This is a genomic window from Mesorhizobium sp. M1252 (assembly GCF_040318265.1).
Lineage (GTDB): Bacteria > Pseudomonadota > Alphaproteobacteria > Rhizobiales > Rhizobiaceae > Mesorhizobium.
Map to the genome: position 1 here is coordinate 504,321 of NZ_JAMYLX010000003.1, position 17,278 is coordinate 521,598.

Below are 17,278 nucleotides of genomic sequence, written 5' to 3' on the forward strand. Positions count from 1 at the left end.
CTGGTGATCGGCATGGCCGCCATCGCCTTCGTGTTCTTGACGGCCACAGCCGACGCACGTGAGCTGAGGGTCTGCGCCGATCCGAACAACATGCCGTTCTCCAACGCGGCCGGTCAGGGCTTCGAGAACAGGATCGCCGAAATCGTTGCGTCCGATCTCGGCGCGAAGCTGACCTATACCTGGTGGGCGCAGCGCCGCGGCTTCATCCGAAACACGCTGAAGGCCGGTCTATGCGATCTCGTGCCGGGCACGCCGAGCAACCTCGAAATGCTGCGCACCACCACGCCCTACTACCGATCGTCTTATGTCTTCGTCACCCGCAGGGACGGCCCCGACGTAGCATCGTTCAATGATCCGCGGCTGCGCGACATGCGGATCGGTGTTCAGCTCATCGGCGACGATGGCGCCAATTCGCCTCCGGTCCAGGCGCTTGGCCGCCGCGGTATCGTCGGGCACCTCGTTGGCTATCCGGTCTATGGCGATTATTCCGCCCCCAACCCGCCGGCGCGCATCGTCGAAGCGGTGGCGAGTGGCGAGATCGACCTTGCCGTGGTCTGGGGCCCCCTCGCCGGCTACTTCGCCGCCAGGCAGAAGGTGCCGCTCCGCATCACGCCGGTTGCGCCCCGCATCGACGGACCGCAACTGCCGATGATCTACGACATCTCGATGGGCGTCCGCCGCGAAGACGATGCGCTGCGCGGCGATGTCAATGGCGCCCTGTCCAGGCACAAGGTCGAGATAGATGCCTTGCTGTCACAGTATGGCGTGCCGCGCCTCGATGCCCCGGGGAGCCCGGTGCGATGAGAGCCGTTGTGGCCATGCTCCTGTTTCCAGTCCTGGCGCTCGCTGCCTGCCAGCGCGAGGAACGTGACACGCGCCCGCAATCGGCGCTCGGATCGGGCGAGCAGCCGACGCCTGTGACCACGCTGGAGCCCGGCGGACAGCGGCCCCCCGCCAGCGACAACAAGGCGGCGAGCTTCGAGGCCAACGCCTTCCACATGAGCGAAGGGAAACGGCTTTTCGGCTGGTTCAACTGTTCGGGATGCCACGCCAATGGCGGCGGCGGCATGGGGCCGGCCCTGATGGACCAGAAGTGGCTCTATGGCAGCTCGATCGAAAGCATCCATGCCACGATCCGCGACGGTCGGCCAAACGGCATGCCGAGCTTCCGCGACAAAATTCCCGACGACCAGATCTGGGAGCTTGCGGCTTTCGTGCGCTCGCTGAGCGGCAACGCGCCGTCTTCCGCCGCGCCGCAACGCAATGACGACATGATGGCGCATCCTTCGGAAAACCGCATGCCCGACGCGGCCACGCTGGGGAAGTCGCCGTGAAACGTCTCGTCTCGATGGCGTTCGCCACCGCCGGGGCTCTGTTGCTCCAGGGATGCGCGGGCTGGCAATCCGCCCTCGACCCGAAAGGTCCCGCGGCGAGCGAACTGGCATGGCTGATCTGGTTCTTCACCGCGCTCTGCGCCGTGGTGTGGGTGCTGGTGATGATCGCCCTCGTCGTGCCCTTGATGATGCGGTCGCGCGCGCAGGCGGAGCCGCTCGCGATCAAGGCCGGCGCCGACGACCGGAAGCTGCGCGCGGTGATGACCGCCGTCGGGTTGACCGCCATTGTCCTGATCGGACTGACCTTGCTGAGCTTCTTCGCCAACAGGACGCTCGCCGCGATCGGCTCGGATGCCGCACTGACCATTCGGGTCACCGGCCATCAATGGTGGTGGGAGGTGCGCTATGAGGATGCCACGCCAAGCCGCATCCTGACCACGGCGAACGAGATCCATATCCCCGCCGGGGAGCCGGTGCGGCTTCTTCTGACCTCGACCGATGTGATCCATTCCTTCTGGATCCCGAGCCTTTCGGGCAAGCTCGACCTCATTCCCGGCCACATGAACGTGCTCGACCTCAAGGCAGACAAGCCTGGTGTTTACCGAGGTCAATGCGCCGAGTTCTGCGGGGCGCAGCACGCAAACATGGGCACCTTCATCATCGCCGAGCCGCGTGCGAAGTTCGACGCCTGGTGGAACGACCAGTTGCAGCCGGCCGCTACTCCGACGGGGGACGAGGCCAAGGCCGGCCAGGATCTGTTTCTGAAGCGCCCTTGCGTGATGTGTCACAGAATAGGCGGCACGCCTGCCGGAGGTACGGTCGCCCCCGACCTCACCCATATAGCCAGCCGGCAGACGCTTGCCGCCGGGACATTGACGATGAGCCGCGGCAATCTCGCCGCCTGGATAGCCGACCCGCAGGGCATCAAGCCCGGATCCCACATGCCGGTGGTGGAGCTCAGCGGCGACGAACTCAACGCCATGGTCGCCTATCTCGAGGCGCTTAAATGAGCAGCGCGGACCTCACAAGCGAACGCGACCTGCCGCCGGCGCGTGAAACCTCTACCGAGGGCGACGTCGCACCCGAGCATGACGGACCGCGCGACACCGGCATGGACGATGCCAGCCTGGATCGCTGGCTGGCGCGGACATGGCGCACGCCCCCCGGCATCATCGGCGCGCTGTCGAGCGTCGACCACAAGGTCGTCGCACGGCGCTATCTGATCACCGCCTTCGTGTTTCTGTGCCTGGGCGGGCTCAACGCTGTCGCCATGCGCATCCAGCTCTCAGGGCCGCAGCGCGGTCTGATCGGCCCGGACCTCTACAACCAGCTGTTCACGATGCATGGTGTGACCATGATGTTCCTGTTCGCCGTGCCCATCGTGCAGGCGACAGGCATCTATCTCGTCCCGCTGATGGTCGGCAGCCGCAACATCGCCTTTCCCCGCCTGAACGCGTTCAGCTACTGGATCTATGTTTCGGGCGGCATATTCGCCTGGGTGTCTTTCGCGCTCAACATGGCGCCCGACGTCGGCTGGTTTGCTTATGTGCCGCTGTCAGGCCCCGAATTCGCGCCGGGCAAGCGGGCCGACGTCTGGGCCCAGATGATCACTTATACAGAAGTATCCTCACTGGCCGTCGCGGTGGCAACCATCGTCACCGTGTTCAAGCAGCGAGCCCCCGGCATGTCGCTGGACAGGATTCCGCTCTACGTCTGGGCAATGCTGGTTACCTCCTTCGTCGTCGTCTTCGCCATGCCCGCGGTGATGATCACCTCGACCTTCCTGATCCTCGACCGGCTGGTCGGCACACATATCTTCAACCCGGCCGAGGGCGGCGACGCACTGCTCTTCCAGCATCTGTTCTGGTTCTTTGGCCATCCCGAAGTCTACATCATCTTCCTGCCGGCGACGGGCATGGTCTCGGCGATCATCCCGGTCTTCGCCCGGCGTCCCGTGTTCGGGCATCTCGGGCTGGTCCTGTCGCTGATCGCCGTCGGCTTCCTTTCGTTCGGCCTCTGGGTCCATCACATGTTCGCGACGGGACTACCCAAGCTCGGCGCCAGCTTCTTCACCGCGTCGAGCATGCTGATCGCCATCCCCAATGGCGTTCAGATCTTCTGCTGGCTGGCGACCTTGTGGGACGGCAGGCCGGTGATCCGCACGCCGCTGCTGTTCGTGTTCGGCTTCTTTTTCATCTTCGTCATCGGCGGCCTCACCGGCGTCATGCTCGCTTCGGTGCCGCTGGACCTCCAGGTGCACGACACCTATTTCGTCGTCGCCCATTTCCATTACGTGCTGATCGGCGGTTCGGTCTTCCCGCTGCTGGGCGCGGCCTATTTCTGGTTCCCCAAGATCAGCGGCCGCATGATGAGCGAGCGTCTCGGGCGCTGGCATTTCTGGCTGGCTTTCATCGGCTTCAACGCGGCTTTTTTCCCAATGCATCTCGTCGGGCTCTGGGGCATGCCACGCAGGGTCTACACCTATCCGGCCGAGCTTGGCTGGGGCAACATCAACCTGTTCATCAGCGCCGGCGCGGTGCTCTTTTTCCTCAGCTTCGTACTGTTCACTTTCAATCTTGTACACGGCGCGTTGAAGGGCGCGCTGGCCGGAAACAATCCCTGGGATGCCGGTACGCTCGAATGGGCGACGTCTTCGCCGCCGCCAAGCTATAATTTCGCGCGGATACCGATTGTCACACATGTCGAACCGCTCTGGGCCGAACGCGAGGCGCTGCCTGTGGCGACCGGACTCCGCGTCGATGTCCGTGAGCTGTTGATCTCAACCGTGGCGGAAGCCCATCCCGACATTCGCGAGAAATCGGCGACACCGTCGATCTGGCCGCTGCTGGCGGCAATCGCCGTCGGCGGTACGTTTGTCTATTCGATCTTCACGCCCTGGGCGATCGTCTGGGGCGCTGCGCCGATTGCCATCACCTTGATCGGCTGGTTCTGGCCCAAGGACGACCCGGAGGATGAGGGATGAGTGAGCGTCCCAACTTGGATCTTTCCGCCCTCCCGACCTTTGGACATGGCCCCCGCAGTCCGACCTGGTGGGGAACGCTCGGCTTCATGGCACTGGAGGGGATGGGCTTCGCGCTGGCCGCGGGCGCTTATCTCTATCTCGCGACCTTGTGGCCCAACTGGCGTCTAAGCGCCCCGCACCCCAACCATTGGCCCGGAACGATCGTCACCATCCTGTTCATTATCAGCGTGGTGCCGAATCACATCCTCCACGGCCATGCCAAGCAATGCGCGATCGTGCCGGTGCGGATCGGGCTGGTGGTGATGTCGCTGCTCGGTCTGGCCCCGCTTGTCGTGCGCTGGTTCGAATTCCCGGCGCTGAACATCTACTGGGACACGAACGCCTATGGTTCGATGCTCTGGGTGCTGCTCGGGCTGCACACCACACACCTGATCACCGATGTCGGCGACACCATCGTTTTGACGGTGCTGATGTTCACACGCCATGGCTATAGCGGCCGGCGCTTCGGCGATGTCGGCGACAATGTCTTCTATTGGGATTTCGTGGTGCTGACCTGGATCCCGATCTATCTGCTCATCTACTGGATGCCGAGGCTAGGCTGATGCGTGCGTTGAAAATGGGAACGTCCTGGGGTGGTCTTCTGTCGGGGCCGATGGCTTGGGCAATCTCGACGCAGCTGAACTACGCACTCGTACCATGGCAGTGCAACCGCCAGGTGCCGGTGGTGCTTCCCGTGGCACTGGTGCTCGCCGTGCTTTCGCTGCTCGGCGGTGCCTTGTCATGGCGGGCGAAGCGGCAGGGCGGCGCCGCCTTCAAGCCTGAGCGCACGCGCAGCACCGAGCAGTTCGTCGCCGATCTCGGCATGCTTGCGGCATTGCTGTTTGCCCTCGTCATCATCATGCAAGGCAGCGCGGCTCTCATTCTCGACGAGTGCCTGCGATGAGCTTCGACGCGTTCTTCTCGACCTCGATCTGCTACGGCGCCGGCGCGCCCGAGGCCGGATGGACGCTCGCATTTCCCATCACGTTTCCGCTGGCCGCGATTGCCTTCCTTTATGCCATCGGAGCGACTCGGTTGTGGCGCCGCAGCAGCCGAGGCCGTCCCGAGCGGATGCGGCAGGCGTTGTTGTTCGTCGCCGGTTGGGGCGTGCTGACGGCAGCACTGGTCAGCCCCATCCATGCGCTCGGCGAGCGGGTGTTTGCCGCCCATATGATCGAGCATGAACTGCTGATGGCGGTCGCGGCGCCCCTCCTTGTCGCCGCTTGCCCAGGGGCGGTCCTGCTCTGGTCCTTGCCGGCCTCACTTCGCCGCGAAACGGGCAAGCTCACGCGCGCAAAGACGCTGCAATCGGTTTGGGCCCTGGTGATCCGCCCCCTCAACGCGACGATCATTCACGGCGTCGCCATCTGGATCTGGCACATTCCGGCGTTGTTCCAGGCAGCGCTCCAGCAGGGCTTTCTTCATTATGCCCAGCATGCGAGCTTCCTCGGCACAGCCTTGCTGTTCTGGTGGGCGCTCCTACCGCGCCCCGGTCGACAGCAGACCTATGGCAACTCCGTCATGCATCTTTTCTTCACCTCGCTTCATACCGGCCTGCTCGGTGTCCTGCTGCTGATGTCGCCCAAACTCTGGTATCCGGAGAATGGCGCCGGCGCCGCATTGTGGGGAATGACCGCGATCGAGGACCAGCAGCTCGCCGGATTGGTAATGTGGGTTCCGGCCGGCTTGATCTATGGCGGCGCCGCCCTGCTGCTCGCCGGCCTCTGGATAAGCAGCAGCGCAACCAGGGAGGCAACACATGCGCTCCGACCTGGGTAGGCTGATCGGGGGCGCCCTTGCCGCAATCCTGCTGCTGACCGCGGCTGTCGCAGCGGCGACCTGGTGGTCCGACCGGCGCGACCGTGTCCGGCACGAGTCGGATGCGGCGACCGGGGGCGTAGGCGCTCGCGCCATTCCAATCATGACGGCGAATGGCTGCTCCGGCTGCCATACGATACCCGGCGTGCCGGGTGCGCAAGGCCAGGTCGGACCCCGCCTGGACGGTGGCCTTGCCGACAGGGTCTTTATCGGTGGCCTGCTGGCAAACAATCCGGAGAACATGATCCGCTGGATACGCTCTGCGAGGGAAGTCAATCGGCACACGGCCATGCCGTCGACGAGGATCACCGAGCAACAGGCGCGGGACATCGCCGCTTATCTCTACGCGTTGAAGTAATTCATCCCTCGCCGCCGCGCCGGGACCACAAGCCGCGGCCGGGGTCATAGCCGATGACCGCCGCGAGGAAGAAGGCGATGAGGCAGCCAAGGACCACAACCGCCGCGACAGGATCGAACCGCAGATAGAGCGCGAAGCGTATCAGCTCGACCGCCGAGCTGAACGGGTTCCAGGCGGCGATTGTTGCCAGCACCGGTCCCGCCTCGGCAAGCCGCCACAGCGGATAGAGCGCCGTCGAGGCAAAGAACACCGGAAAGATGACGAAATTCATGACACCGGCAAAGTTCTCCATCTGTGTCGAAACCGAGGAGACAAGCAGTCCGAACGCGCCAAGCATGAGGCCCGCCAGCACGAGCGCCGGAAATACCGCGACGTAGCCGAGAACGGGCGGCCGCACATCCCAGAAACGCGCGATCAACAGAAACAAATAGACCAGCGGCACGCCAACGATCACGCTGGCCAGCAGGCGCGCCGCAAGCAGGTACCAGCGCGGCAATGGTGCGGTCAGCAACAGGCGCATGCTGCCCATCTCGCGATCGTAGACCATGGCCAGCGAACTCGCCATGGCATGGAAGAGCAGCATCATGGCCGCTAGCCCAGGCACCACATACACGTCATAGAGAACATAGGTCTGGTAGGGTGGCGTGATCGACAGACCGAGAACGGAGCGGAAGCCAGCGGCAAAGATTGCCAGCCAGACCAGCGGCCGTACCATCGCCGAGAGCAGCCGGCCGCGTTGCCGCAACGTCCGCAGCATCTCCCTGCGCAGGATGCCGTTGAGCGCGCGCACGGCGTGAGACGTTTTCATTCGGACTCCGTCAGCGACGCGAAGGCCTCGCCCGTGCTCGCTACACCGAGATCGGCAGCCAGGCGATCGGCGCGGCCGGCCCACCGCATTGTGCCTCGATGCAGCACCACCACATCGTCATCCGCCGTTAGTTCTTCCAGAAAATGTGTTGCCCACAGGACGGCAATGCCGCGCTCACGGCAAAGCTCCCGCACGTGCCGCTCGAGCGCGCGGCGGCCCGTCACGTCGAGCCCGGTGGTCGGCTCATCCAGCAGCAAAAGGCGTGGGCTATGCATCAGAGCGCGTGCTATCTCGACACGGCGACGCTGCCCCCCGGAAAGCGCTCGGGCAGGATCGTCGATCCTGTCCAGCACGTCCAGCCGGCCGAGTTCGTGGATGGAGCGCTCCTTGCTCAAGGCCTGGCTAAGCCCATGCAAGGCCGCGTGGTAACGCAGGTTCTCGCCGGCCGTCAGATCGAGGTCGAGGGTCGGCAACTGGAAGACGACCCCCATCTGCGCCAACGCGGCGGACGGGTTGACATCCATCGCCTGGTCGAAGACATGCACCGAGCCGGAGCGGGCGTGATAAAGACCGGTGATCAGCGAGAACAACGTCGTCTTGCCGGCGCCATTGCGGCCTAGCAAGATGCACATCCTGCCTTGGGCCACAGAGAAAGAGACGCCGTCGAGAACCCGCCGGTTTCCGAAACTATGGCCCAGATTCTCGACCGACAAGGCGTTCATGGCCCGATCACGACGCCCCACGGTCCCCGCCCCACCGGCAGCGATTTCACCACCTCCTGGTTTTCCAGATCGATAAACGAAATATCGCCGGAATTCCCGTTTGCGCTGACCAGGCGCTTCTGGTCGCCGGAGAGCGCAACGTGCCAAGGTCGTTGGCCAACAAGGTAGAGCCGACGGACCGTCAGCGTTTTCACATCGACTTCCGCAATCCTGTTGGCGGGGCCGAGCGCCACATAGACGGTCGTGCCATCGCGGGACGTCGCCATGCCGACCACCTGCACACCCTCGCGTCGTATACCCGGCACCTCGAACTCGACTTTGCCGGTCTGCACGCGCGTTGCCGTGTCGAAGACGGTGACGGTGCCCCGGATCTCCGAGGACACCCAGAATTGCTTACCGTCCGGCGAGAATAAAGCCGCGCGCGGCCGGGTATCGACCAGCAGATTGTCGACGAGTTCAAGCGTGCCTGCGTCGATCAGATGCACCATGCTGGTGGTCTCCGAAGTGCAGGCGACATAGCGGCCGTCGGCGCTGGCCGCCATTCCTTCCGGTTCGACGCCGACATCCACGGTGCCGATGACCTTGGCCGCGGCGATGTCCACCACCGACACCAGATTGTCATTCTCGTTGGCGACGAACAGCCGCTTGCCATCGGGATGGACTGCGAAGAATTCCGGATCGGCTCCCGAAGGCAATTCCCCGACAACCCGCCGCTTCGCGACGTCGACCACGTCGATGCGGTTGTCGTCGCCTTCCGCGACGAACAGCATCTTGTTGTCGATCGACAGTGCCAGCCCGCGCGGACGGCGGCCGACATCGATCGTCGCCAGCAAAGTCATTATCACGCCGTCGACGACCGCGACGGTATTATCCTGCTCATTGGAAACGTAGATGGTCTCGGCGGCGGCGGGAGCAGCAAGAGCGAACGCCGCCAACAACAGCGTCATCAGAACTTGCATGTGCTCTCCTCCAGGTCGATGCCCAGCGTGTCGAGCGGCGTGCGCTGATGCAGGAAGCCCGGTTGCGGTGAGCTGGAAATCAAGAGGCGAGGCCCGGCGATCAAAATGGGCTGGCGCATCTGTCCGTCCCAGGGACGGAAACTAAGCCCCTGCCCCTTGAAGCCAGCGAGAAGAAACGCGTCGCCTCGTATATATCTGCCGATTGCCGCGGGATCGAGACTGTGCAGGCGCGTCGCCGCTTCGCCGATACTGCGCACAGCGAGCCAGGCCGCGTAGTCGCTGGGCAACATCCAGCGCCCTGCCTGCCTGTGGAAACGGTCCTGCAGTTGCGTGGCGCCCCATTCCTCGCTGACAGCGCTCCAGCCTGTGGCGACAAGCCCTTGCGTGCCGGCGACGATTCTCGGCAGCGCGGTGCGGCCCTCCAGATAGGCGCCGAATTCATCCGCCTCGTCGGCGACCACGAGCACATCATAGTCGCTGACCTGCGTGACCGCCGGTATTTCGGTCTGCAGCGTGACATGCCCTGTATCGGCACGTCCGTTGGCGGGCCTGAATGTCCACGGCTGGTCGATCGTGATCTCGGCTCCGAAGCGAGCCGCCGCCCGTCGAAAGGCCGCAGCCATCGCCTGATCCTGCGAATGCGGCCCCACAAGCAGGAACCAACGCTGCCAGCGCTTCCAGGCGAGATATTGCGCCAGCCCGTCGGCGAGCATGGCGCGGCTCGGGATCGTGTGCAGCACGTTCCGACGGCAGCCCTGTTGGCGAAGCACGTCGTCCGGCGCCCGGCTGTTGAGCAACGTCATCTGCTCGGCACCGGGCGCGGCACTGGCCTGTAGAAGCTGACTGGCGTCGAGATCGGCGACGACAAAGGCGATGCCGGCATCGGCGAATTGTCTTACCGCGTCGTCCGGCGTTTCGGTTGGTTTCAATATCCTTTCCTCCAGCCGAAATTTCTGCCCAAGAAACCGGCCGGTGCTTTCGTCGTCGGCAATGCCGAGCCGTGCGCCTTGCAGGCCGTCGTCGGTGACGGTTTCATCAAGGGGTCCAAGGGGCAGAGCCGGTTTGCGCTCCTGGCCGATATACCCGATCACCATCGTCTGTTGCTCGGTGGCGCCAGGGCCGGTGATCAGCAAAAGAAAGAGAAGGCCCAGCAACAGTCTCATTGTGTCGCCCCCAGCCCAAAGCGCGACGATCCCGCTTCATCGCCACGAGAGATTGCGACATCGCGCACGATGCGGGCCGGCGATCCCTCCAGAACAATAACCCGATCACCCAGCGACGAGGCATATGCGAGATCATGCGTAACCAGCAGCGTGGTAGTCCGCCGACTGGCGAAACAATCCTGCAGCAGGCGGCGCATGGCTTGCGCGGTCGCCTCGTCGAGTGAAGCGAATGGCTCGTCGAGGAGCAGGAGCGCAGGCTCCACGGCGAGCGCCCGGGCAAGCGCTACGCGCCGCGCCATGCCGCCCGAGAGTCGCTGCGGATAGCTCTTCTCATTGCCTTTCAGGCCGACAGCGGCAAGCCACCGGGCCGCATCGGGCGCGCGATCCGGGATGGCCATCTCTACATTGCGCAAGGCGGTGAGCCAGGGCAGCAGCCTCGGTGTCTGGAACAGCATGCCTATCGGAAGCGGTCGTCCGCTCACGCTGCCGCGAAATTCGCGGTCGACGCCCGAAACGATCGACAGCAGCGTCGACTTGCCGACACCGGAAGGGCCGGTCAGGACGCAGACCTGTCCGTCGGCTATATCAAGCGACAGCGCGCGAAAGATCGTCCGGCGCTGTCCGTCGTCACCGGGGAAAGTCTTGTCCTCGATCCTGATCCTCAGCATCAGCGTCGCCAGGCGAACAGACGACGTTCCAACGGCACAAGCAGTCCATACTCTATGGCAAGCATCACAACGCCGAAGCTGATCGCATAGGCAAGGATGTGGGTGACGTCGAAGTTCTGAAAATAGACCTGTAGCTGGAACCCGACGCCGTTGGAGCGGCCGAGCAGTTCGGCGAGCAACACGATCTTCCACGTTAGTGCCAGCCCGCTGCGCAGGGTGACGAGAAAGAACGGCGCCAATTGCGGCAGCACGACATGCTGCAGCTTTGCAGCACGCCCGAAGCGATAGAGCTCAGCCATTTCGGCAAAGTCCTTGTCCAGCCGGCTGGCGCCTTCACGAATAGTCACCACGACATTGGGGATCTTGTTGAGCGCGACCGCAAGGACAAGCGCGGTCTCGGCAAGACCAAGCCAGATATAAATTAGAATGACCGTGATCAGCGCCGGCATGTTGAGGAGTAACACGATCCAAGGCCTCATCCATATCTCGGCTCTGTGCGAGCGGCCTGCCGCGTAGCCAAGGGCCGCGCCGATGACTATTGCCGACCCGAGGCTTGCCACGACGCGCGCAAGCGAGATGCCCAAATGGTATGGCAGCTCGCCCCGAACCGCTTCGTGCAGGAGAACCGAAACAACCTGGACCGGACCAGGAAACAGCCGATCGGCGGCGATCGATGATGCAATCTGCCAGACGAGCACCATGGTCAGCAATGCCGCAGCCGATTGCCAACGCTGCATTGTGATGGGGAACGCTGGGACATCGGTCATTGGCGCGAGCTCAAGCCGGTATGGCCCGGAAGACACCAGGATCGAGGCTCGTCGCCTTGCCGACCAGATCCTCGCCGCCCAATTTGGCCAGGATTGCAAACAACCGGGCCGCGCCATCACGTTCGTCTTTGCCGAAACGACGAGGGATTCCGGCTCGATAGGCGGCGCGTAACGCCGCCTGTAGGTGAGGATCGTCCGTGCCCAATTGAGGCGCGAGCACCCGCCACTCGTCGTCCGAAGACTCGAGCAGCGACTTCGCTGCCGCGGTCGCGCTCGTGAATCGCGCGAGGGCTATCGGGTTGGCCCGCGCCCAGCTTTCATGGAAGACGTAGCCGAGCATCGGCAAGTCCACGGATACGCCAAGCCCCTGCAGGATTTGCGCGACACTGAGCAGAGGCCTTGCCCCCTCTGACTCGAGACGGGCGGCGAAATTCCAGAACGTCAGCAGTGCATCCAGTCGCCCCGCCAGAAATTCCTGCTCCAACAAAGGCGGCGCGCCGAACACTGGCTCCACCTCTTCAGCAAGATCGCGCTTCACCTGACGGAGGCCGAGAGCGCGCAACAGGATCCAGCTTTTGTCCAGCGGACCACCTGCGATCCCCAGCCTTTTGCCCTTGAGGTCCGCAAGAGTTCGAATGGACGAGCCTTGCGGCAGTTCCAGCGCGCCGACGGCACGAGAATAGGGATAGAACACCAGATCAGCGCCTTCGCTACGCTGGCGCATGACCCACACCCAGTCCGAAACGATGACGTCGACGCTGCCCGCCAGCAATGCGGTCTTACCGACTTCGGTCCCGGCAAGCCGCTGAGCCTCGATTGATACGCCGTGCACAGTGTCCAACGCATGTCGCCGCATGACGGCAACTTCCCAGGCGGCGGTGCCAAATCCCAGCACGCCAAATCGCACGAGCGGCGATGGCTGTGGCGCGGCTTCAGCGGAAGCACCCAATAGCCAGCAACAAATACCCGCAAGAGCGGCCCGCCGCGAGATGTGACCCTGATCATGCCGGGTCAGCCATTCGCCTGGAAGGGTAGCAGTCAGCACGGGCGCACCGGGTGTGAAGGAACTTTCCTAACGCGGTGGCGGCAGGAATGTTCCTCGATGGTGCATGGAACTAACGGGAAAGCACCTAAGGTCCGTTTTTCGGCTCGTACGGCAGTCCGGGGGCTTGTTCAGGCGAACAGAAGAAGGTGTCAGGGGCTACGGTCCGCTCTTGGCATCATCGACCTCCAACGCGTCCATTACAGGTGCCGGATCGCTCTTTTCGGAGCTCGGGCTCTGCACCCCGGACCCGGCGTTCTCGATCGCTTGCACGATAGCATCTTCGATGTTTCCGAGTTCGTCCTCCCTTACTTCACGCCCATAACCAGCCACCTCGGCATCTTGCTCGAATTGCTGAGCGAGCACCGCGACGCTGACTTCCTCTCGACCAGGAAGTGTGCCGACATTCTCCTGTAGCCAGTTTTGAAAAAACTCTCTGGTCGCGCTCATCTCAGACCACCCTTTCGCCAAACTAAGCGCGACGGTGAGCCGAAGTTCCATGATGCGTTCACTTTCCCAGTGGTGCTGTACTCACAGCGTTGGGAGCCACGAGGTTTTTGCAGGCTTGATGAGGCAGTGGCCTTTCTCTTCACGACTCGATTGGAGTTCACTCTTATTGTGCAGTGTGCATCCTGATTGCGTCCATTTCGACCCTGTGGAACAAGCTCGTTGAGTTGAAGTTAGGCCCGATGCCAAGCTTTTCGGGCGAACCAAGCTTTTCGGGCGCACAAGTTTTTGACGTTGCCATCGTCGGCGGCGGCCCCGCGGGGCTCGCTGCAGCCATGTATTTAGCCAGGTTTCTGCGTTCGGTGATCTCGCTCGACGCGGGGCATGCGCGTGCCAAGCTCATCCCAAAATCCCGCAACTGTCCCGGCTTCCCCGACGGCATCAGCGGGGAAGAACTGCTCGGCCGCCTACGAGCCCAGGCACAGCTATACGGCGCGAGCCTTGTCCATGGTTGCGTAGGCCACGCCGAAAAACGCGAGGGGTTTTTTGTTCTGACGACCACCTGCGGGATTGTCCAAGCAAGGCGCGTGATTCTGGCAACGGGCATTGTGGACAAGGCACCTCCCATTGAAAGACTGGAGGAGGCGATCGCAACCGGCATTGTCAGACTGTGCCCGGTTTGCGATGCATATGAGGCCCGGGGTAGCCGCATCGGCGTTGTTGGTCCGGAGCATCTCGCCGTCAGGGAGGCTCTGTTCCTGAAGGGATATGGCAGTCAGGTCGCCTTGCTCGCCAATAACCAGGATGATGTTTCCGAAGCTGCCCGCGGCGCCGCCTTGGCAGGCGGAGTTGAAATCTGGGACGCGGTCGATGACCTGATCCCTCGACGAACCGGGTTCGATGTCGTCATGGCCGAGGGCGCCCCGATGCGCAACATCGATGTGGTGTACCCTTCGATGGGCAGCGACGTACGCTCCGAACTCGCGGTTGCTCTGGGGGCTAACTGTGACGCAGAAGGCTATGTCCTGGTCAACCGACACCTTGAGACTTCAACGCCAGGACTCTATGCCATTGGCGACGTGGCCGAGGGGCTCAATCAAATTGCTGTTGCGTTCGGAGACGCCGCCAAGGCTGCAACTCACATTCATAACGACCTCCGCGATTGCGCCGAGCCGGCGACGAACTTCCGGCGAAGTTGACCTGCAGATGCGAGCGCACCGTACCGGCTCACCTTTGGCTGCGTTGATGCCCGGAACCTGTTCCACCCGGCGTGAGACTACCGGCTTCGGCTTTGCTAGAGTTCTCCCAGGCGCAGCCGCTGGGTTGATGGACGGGCACGCGCTGGCGAACGGCTGGAGGAAGGAATGAAAATTCTCGTCACCGGCGCGTCAGGTCTGATTGGAGCCGCGCTTTGCGCGCGTTTGGCCGGCGAGAGTCATGAAGTGGTTCGCGTGCTTCACCACGCAGACACTGGCGTCCACCCGGAGATCCAAACCGTTTCCGTGGATATGGCGCGGGGCTTGCGACCTCAGGACTGGACCCCCTACCTCGCCGGTGTGGACGCCGTCGTAAACTGTGCCGGCGTCCTGCAGGATAGTGCCCGGGAAAACACCCGGCATGTCCATTCTACCGGCGCCTCGGCTCTCTTCACCGCGTGTGAGCACGCAGGTGTGAATAAGGTGATCCACTTTTCTGCCATCGGGGTCGATCGCCAGCAGCCGTCCGCCTTTTCCGCCAGCAAGCTCGCCGGCGATGAGGCACTGATGGCACGTAGCCTTGACTGGGTCATCCTGCGCCCCTCCGTAGTGCTGGGAAGGCCGGCCTTCGGCGCAAGTGCACTTTTTCGCGGCCTCGCGGCGTTGCCGCTCTTGCCGTTGATGCCCGACACGGGCCGTCTCCAAGTCGTCCAACTCGATGACGTGATCTCCACCGTCCTGTTCTTCCTCAAACCCGGCAGCCCATCGCACCTCAAGCTGGACCTGGCTGGGCCCGAGGCACTTTCGATGAGCGAGGTCGTGGGTCGCTATCGCCGCTGGTTCGGATGGAGCAGTGCTCGGGAGTTCATCTTGCCCAATTGGGCCGCAGCTATCTTGTACAGGTTCGGGGATGCCGCGGCTCAGCTGGGCTGGCGCCCGCCGATGCGCAGCAATGCAGCAAAAGAGATTGCCCGTGGCGCTGTCGGCGATCCCCAACCCTGGATGACGGCGACCGGCATTCAACCATCAAGTCTTACATCTGCACTGCGTTTAAATCCTGCGACGGTGCAGGAGCGATGGTTCGCCGGTCTTTACTTCGTCAAGCCGGCGCTCTTTGTCGTCTTGCCGCTCTTCTGGATCATGACGGGCATCATTTCCCTCACTGCCGGCTGGCGCAGCGGAGTTGACTTGCTGATTGGCACTGCTGCCGGCCCCTTGGCCGAACCGGCGGTAGTCGCCGGCGCGCTGGCTGACATCGCCGTCGGGGCGCTTATCGCCTGTCGCCCAACCAGCCGGCTTGGTCTTTTCGGCGCAATCGCGGTATCGCTTTTCTATGCGATCGCTGGGAGCATTCTGCGGCCGGATCTTTGGCTTGAGCCACTCGGGCCGTTGATCAAAATCCTCCCGATCCTCGTTCTGCATTTTGCAGCGCTGGCCATTCTGGAGGAACGCTGATGACGTACTTCGTGCTTAAATACCTGCACGTGATCGGCGCTGCTGTGCTGCTCGGAACTGGTGCCGGCATTGCTTTTTTCATGCTTTTGGCACACCGGACCGGGAATGCCGCGACGATCGCAGCTGTCGCCCGAATTGTCGTGCTGGCTGATTTCCTGTTCACGGCTACGGCCGTTGTCGCACAACCTCTGACCGGACTGGGCCTCGCTAGGGTTGCGGGGTATTCGCTGTCCGAAGGATGGATCGTTCTCTCGATCCTGCTCTACATCTTAACGGGCCTGTTCTGGCTGCCTGTCGTGTGGATGCAGATCGAGATGCGAAATCTAGCCACACAGGCCGCACTCTCCAACCAACCTCCTCCCGAGCGCTACCATCAGCTGTTCAGACGCTGGTTTGTCTTCGGCTTCCCAGCTTTCGGCGCCGTGCTCGCCATTTTCTGGCTGATGATTGCGCGCCCGGCAATCGAGTGGTCATCGTTGTAGCTGCGATCGGCAAGCACTGCGCCGTGAATTCATTCGTCGCGCCTAGCTGGCTCGTGCCGGCGCGATGCACTGCGGTCGGGAACCACGGTCACTGCCGCGAGTTCTTTCGCATGGCCAATCATCCCGTCACCGGCGTGCTTACTTCAATCGGCACATTAACCTCCCGCCCCGCGGCATTCCTGATCCTGTTGGTCTACGCAATCCTTTGGATGATCTTCGAGCGACAAACCCTGGACTGGCATGGAGCGGCTACCTTGTTTACGTGGGCCATGACGCTGTTCATCCAGCGTGCCGAGCACCGCGACACTCAGGCCATTCACGCCAAACTGGATGAGATCCTGCGATCAGACCACAATGCCTCGAACATCACGCGGATCGACGATGAAGAGCCCGAGGAAATCGAAAAACACCGCCACCGCAGGCAGCAGGACGACTGATGAGCGGCGTTTTGGTTTCACGGCAGGACGAGTAGCGGGTTTCCAGCTTTTGACGCCTATCCAGCCCCGCCGCCTCCTGCGCTCAGGCCCAGGCCTTCGATCCTTGCTGCGGCTGTGGTTCAGCGACCGAAGGATCGGAGCCCCCTATTGTTCCACCGCATCCAGAAAAATTTGCCCGAGAACCAGGTCGGGCAAATCGGCCGGCTCGAAATGCGTCATTCGCCCTTCTGGTTGCGCTCGACGAACTTGTTGAAACGGCTGGTTTGTCCGTCACCAGTCTTGGACTGGTAAAGAAAGGCCAGATCGTTCTCGTCGAATATGCGGAAGAACTCGTCCCATTCGACCGGCTCGAATGCTTCCTCGGGTTTGCCGAAGTCGATCCGCAGGATGCCGCCCGCGCCTTTGGTGCGAACCACTGCCGGGCGTCCATCCCGCTCCTCGGCCCATTTGCGGATTTCGTCGTGATTGGTGGTCGTTTGCGACTGGGACATTGAAATCTCCTTTGATCATCGGCGTTGCCAACATCGGGCATCGTCGGGGCTGCCGGCGTCCTAACAGCACAAGGGCGGCAATGTTCCGGCACGGCGCGGCGAGCGCGAT

The 17,278-nt window shown here is 62.9% G+C and carries 21 protein-coding genes; 12 read left to right on the plus strand and 9 right to left on the minus strand.

The window, feature by feature from the left end:
- Positions 1–12 precede the first annotated feature (12 nt).
- From NKH22_RS08885 to NKH22_RS08920, 8 genes are read left to right on the plus strand one after another with little or no spacing between them, the layout of a single operon-like run.
- Positions 13–804 (plus strand): substrate-binding domain-containing protein, encoded by a 792-nt coding sequence (locus NKH22_RS08885; RefSeq protein WP_023668012.1) that lies wholly within the window; start codon positions 13–15, stop codon positions 802–804.
- Positions 801–1,334, plus strand: a complete 534-nt coding sequence (locus NKH22_RS08890) for a c-type cytochrome (protein ID WP_023668011.1) — start codon at positions 801–803, stop codon at positions 1,332–1,334. Before NKH22_RS08885 ends, NKH22_RS08890 begins: the two co-directional genes overlap by 4 nt.
- Positions 1,331–2,344 (plus strand): cytochrome c oxidase subunit II, encoded by a 1,014-nt coding sequence (gene coxB, locus NKH22_RS08895; RefSeq protein ID WP_023668010.1) that lies wholly within the window; start codon positions 1,331–1,333, stop codon positions 2,342–2,344. Before NKH22_RS08890 ends, coxB begins: the two co-directional genes overlap by 4 nt.
- Positions 2,341–4,317: a cytochrome c oxidase subunit I gene (ctaD, locus tag NKH22_RS08900; RefSeq protein WP_023804832.1), complete on the plus strand. Its 1,977-nt coding sequence runs from the start codon at positions 2,341–2,343 to the stop codon at positions 4,315–4,317. The genes coxB and ctaD overlap by 4 nt, the downstream gene beginning before the upstream one ends.
- Positions 4,314–4,919 carry a cytochrome c oxidase subunit 3 gene (locus NKH22_RS08905; protein WP_023687808.1) on the plus strand — a complete coding sequence of 202 codons (606 nt, stop codon included), beginning with the start codon at positions 4,314–4,316 and terminating at the stop codon, positions 4,917–4,919. Before ctaD ends, NKH22_RS08905 begins: the two co-directional genes overlap by 4 nt.
- Entirely contained in the window at positions 4,919–5,260 is a 342-nt protein-coding gene (locus NKH22_RS08910) for a hypothetical protein (protein ID WP_023681115.1), read from the plus strand. The genes NKH22_RS08905 and NKH22_RS08910 overlap by 1 nt, the downstream gene beginning before the upstream one ends.
- Positions 5,257–6,135, plus strand: a complete 879-nt coding sequence (locus NKH22_RS08915; RefSeq protein ID WP_023821882.1) for a cytochrome c oxidase assembly protein — start codon at positions 5,257–5,259, stop codon at positions 6,133–6,135. The genes NKH22_RS08910 and NKH22_RS08915 overlap by 4 nt, the downstream gene beginning before the upstream one ends.
- Positions 6,116–6,532 (plus strand): c-type cytochrome, encoded by a 417-nt coding sequence (locus tag NKH22_RS08920; protein ID WP_023821883.1) that lies wholly within the window; start codon positions 6,116–6,118, stop codon positions 6,530–6,532. Before NKH22_RS08915 ends, NKH22_RS08920 begins: the two co-directional genes overlap by 20 nt.
- 1 nt (position 6,533) lies before the next feature.
- Here NKH22_RS08920 and NKH22_RS08925 read toward each other — a convergent pair whose 3' ends face one another.
- From NKH22_RS08925 to NKH22_RS08960, 8 genes are all read right to left on the minus strand, one after another.
- Positions 6,534–7,340, minus strand: a complete 807-nt coding sequence (locus tag NKH22_RS08925) for a lanthanide ABC transporter permease protein PedC (protein ID WP_023713344.1) — start codon at positions 7,338–7,340, stop codon at positions 6,534–6,536.
- Complete coding sequence (locus tag NKH22_RS08930) at positions 7,337–8,062, minus strand: lanthanide ABC transporter ATP-binding protein PedB/LutE (protein WP_352909388.1); 726 nt, start codon at positions 8,060–8,062, stop codon at positions 7,337–7,339. The genes NKH22_RS08925 and NKH22_RS08930 overlap by 4 nt, the downstream gene beginning before the upstream one ends.
- Positions 8,059–9,021, minus strand: coding sequence for a PQQ-dependent catabolism-associated beta-propeller protein (locus NKH22_RS08935; RefSeq protein ID WP_352909390.1), 963 nt, complete (start codon positions 9,019–9,021; stop codon positions 8,059–8,061). The genes NKH22_RS08930 and NKH22_RS08935 overlap by 4 nt, the downstream gene beginning before the upstream one ends.
- The gene (locus NKH22_RS08940; RefSeq protein WP_023821886.1) at positions 9,009–10,184 is read right to left on the minus strand and encodes a lanthanide ABC transporter ABC transporter substrate-binding protein PedA1; all 1,176 of its coding nucleotides are present in this window, start codon (positions 10,182–10,184) and stop codon (positions 9,009–9,011) included. Before NKH22_RS08940 ends, NKH22_RS08935 begins: the two co-directional genes overlap by 13 nt.
- Positions 10,181–10,852: an ABC transporter ATP-binding protein gene (locus tag NKH22_RS08945; protein WP_023699999.1), complete on the minus strand. Its 672-nt coding sequence runs from the start codon at positions 10,850–10,852 to the stop codon at positions 10,181–10,183. The genes NKH22_RS08940 and NKH22_RS08945 overlap by 4 nt, the downstream gene beginning before the upstream one ends.
- A complete protein-coding gene (locus NKH22_RS08950; RefSeq protein WP_245260630.1) occupies positions 10,852–11,553 on the minus strand; it encodes an ABC transporter permease in 702 nt (233 codons plus the stop codon). Before NKH22_RS08950 ends, NKH22_RS08945 begins: the two co-directional genes overlap by 1 nt.
- 76 nt (positions 11,554–11,629) lie before the next feature.
- Positions 11,630–12,664, minus strand: coding sequence for an ABC transporter substrate-binding protein (locus tag NKH22_RS08955; protein ID WP_031203154.1), 1,035 nt, complete (start codon positions 12,662–12,664; stop codon positions 11,630–11,632).
- A gap of 156 nt (positions 12,665–12,820) precedes the next feature.
- On the minus strand, positions 12,821–13,162 hold the full coding sequence (locus NKH22_RS08960; protein WP_023696361.1) for a DUF768 domain-containing protein: 342 nt from the start codon (positions 13,160–13,162) through the stop codon (positions 12,821–12,823).
- A gap of 188 nt (positions 13,163–13,350) precedes the next feature.
- On the opposite strand from NKH22_RS08960, the gene NKH22_RS08965 reads away from it, so the two are divergent.
- The 4 genes from NKH22_RS08965 to NKH22_RS08980 all read left to right on the plus strand — a co-directional run bounded on the left by NKH22_RS08965 (position 13,351) and on the right by NKH22_RS08980 (position 16,678).
- Entirely contained in the window at positions 13,351–14,307 is a 957-nt protein-coding gene (locus NKH22_RS08965; RefSeq protein ID WP_031202187.1) for an NAD(P)/FAD-dependent oxidoreductase, read from the plus strand.
- A gap of 165 nt (positions 14,308–14,472) precedes the next feature.
- Positions 14,473–15,759 (plus strand): SDR family oxidoreductase, encoded by a 1,287-nt coding sequence (locus tag NKH22_RS08970; protein ID WP_023807295.1) that lies wholly within the window; start codon positions 14,473–14,475, stop codon positions 15,757–15,759.
- The gene (locus NKH22_RS08975) at positions 15,759–16,241 is read left to right on the plus strand and encodes a DUF2269 family protein (protein WP_023691442.1); all 483 of its coding nucleotides are present in this window, start codon (positions 15,759–15,761) and stop codon (positions 16,239–16,241) included. Before NKH22_RS08970 ends, NKH22_RS08975 begins: the two co-directional genes overlap by 1 nt.
- A 110-nt stretch (positions 16,242–16,351) precedes the next feature.
- Complete coding sequence (locus NKH22_RS08980) at positions 16,352–16,678, plus strand: low affinity iron permease family protein (protein ID WP_023681103.1); 327 nt, start codon at positions 16,352–16,354, stop codon at positions 16,676–16,678.
- A 215-nt stretch (positions 16,679–16,893) separates the two neighbouring features.
- On the opposite strand, the gene NKH22_RS08985 is transcribed toward NKH22_RS08980, so the two are convergent.
- Positions 16,894–17,169, minus strand: coding sequence for a hypothetical protein (locus tag NKH22_RS08985; RefSeq protein ID WP_023667991.1), 276 nt, complete (start codon positions 17,167–17,169; stop codon positions 16,894–16,896).
- Positions 17,170–17,278: the final 109 nt, after the last annotated feature.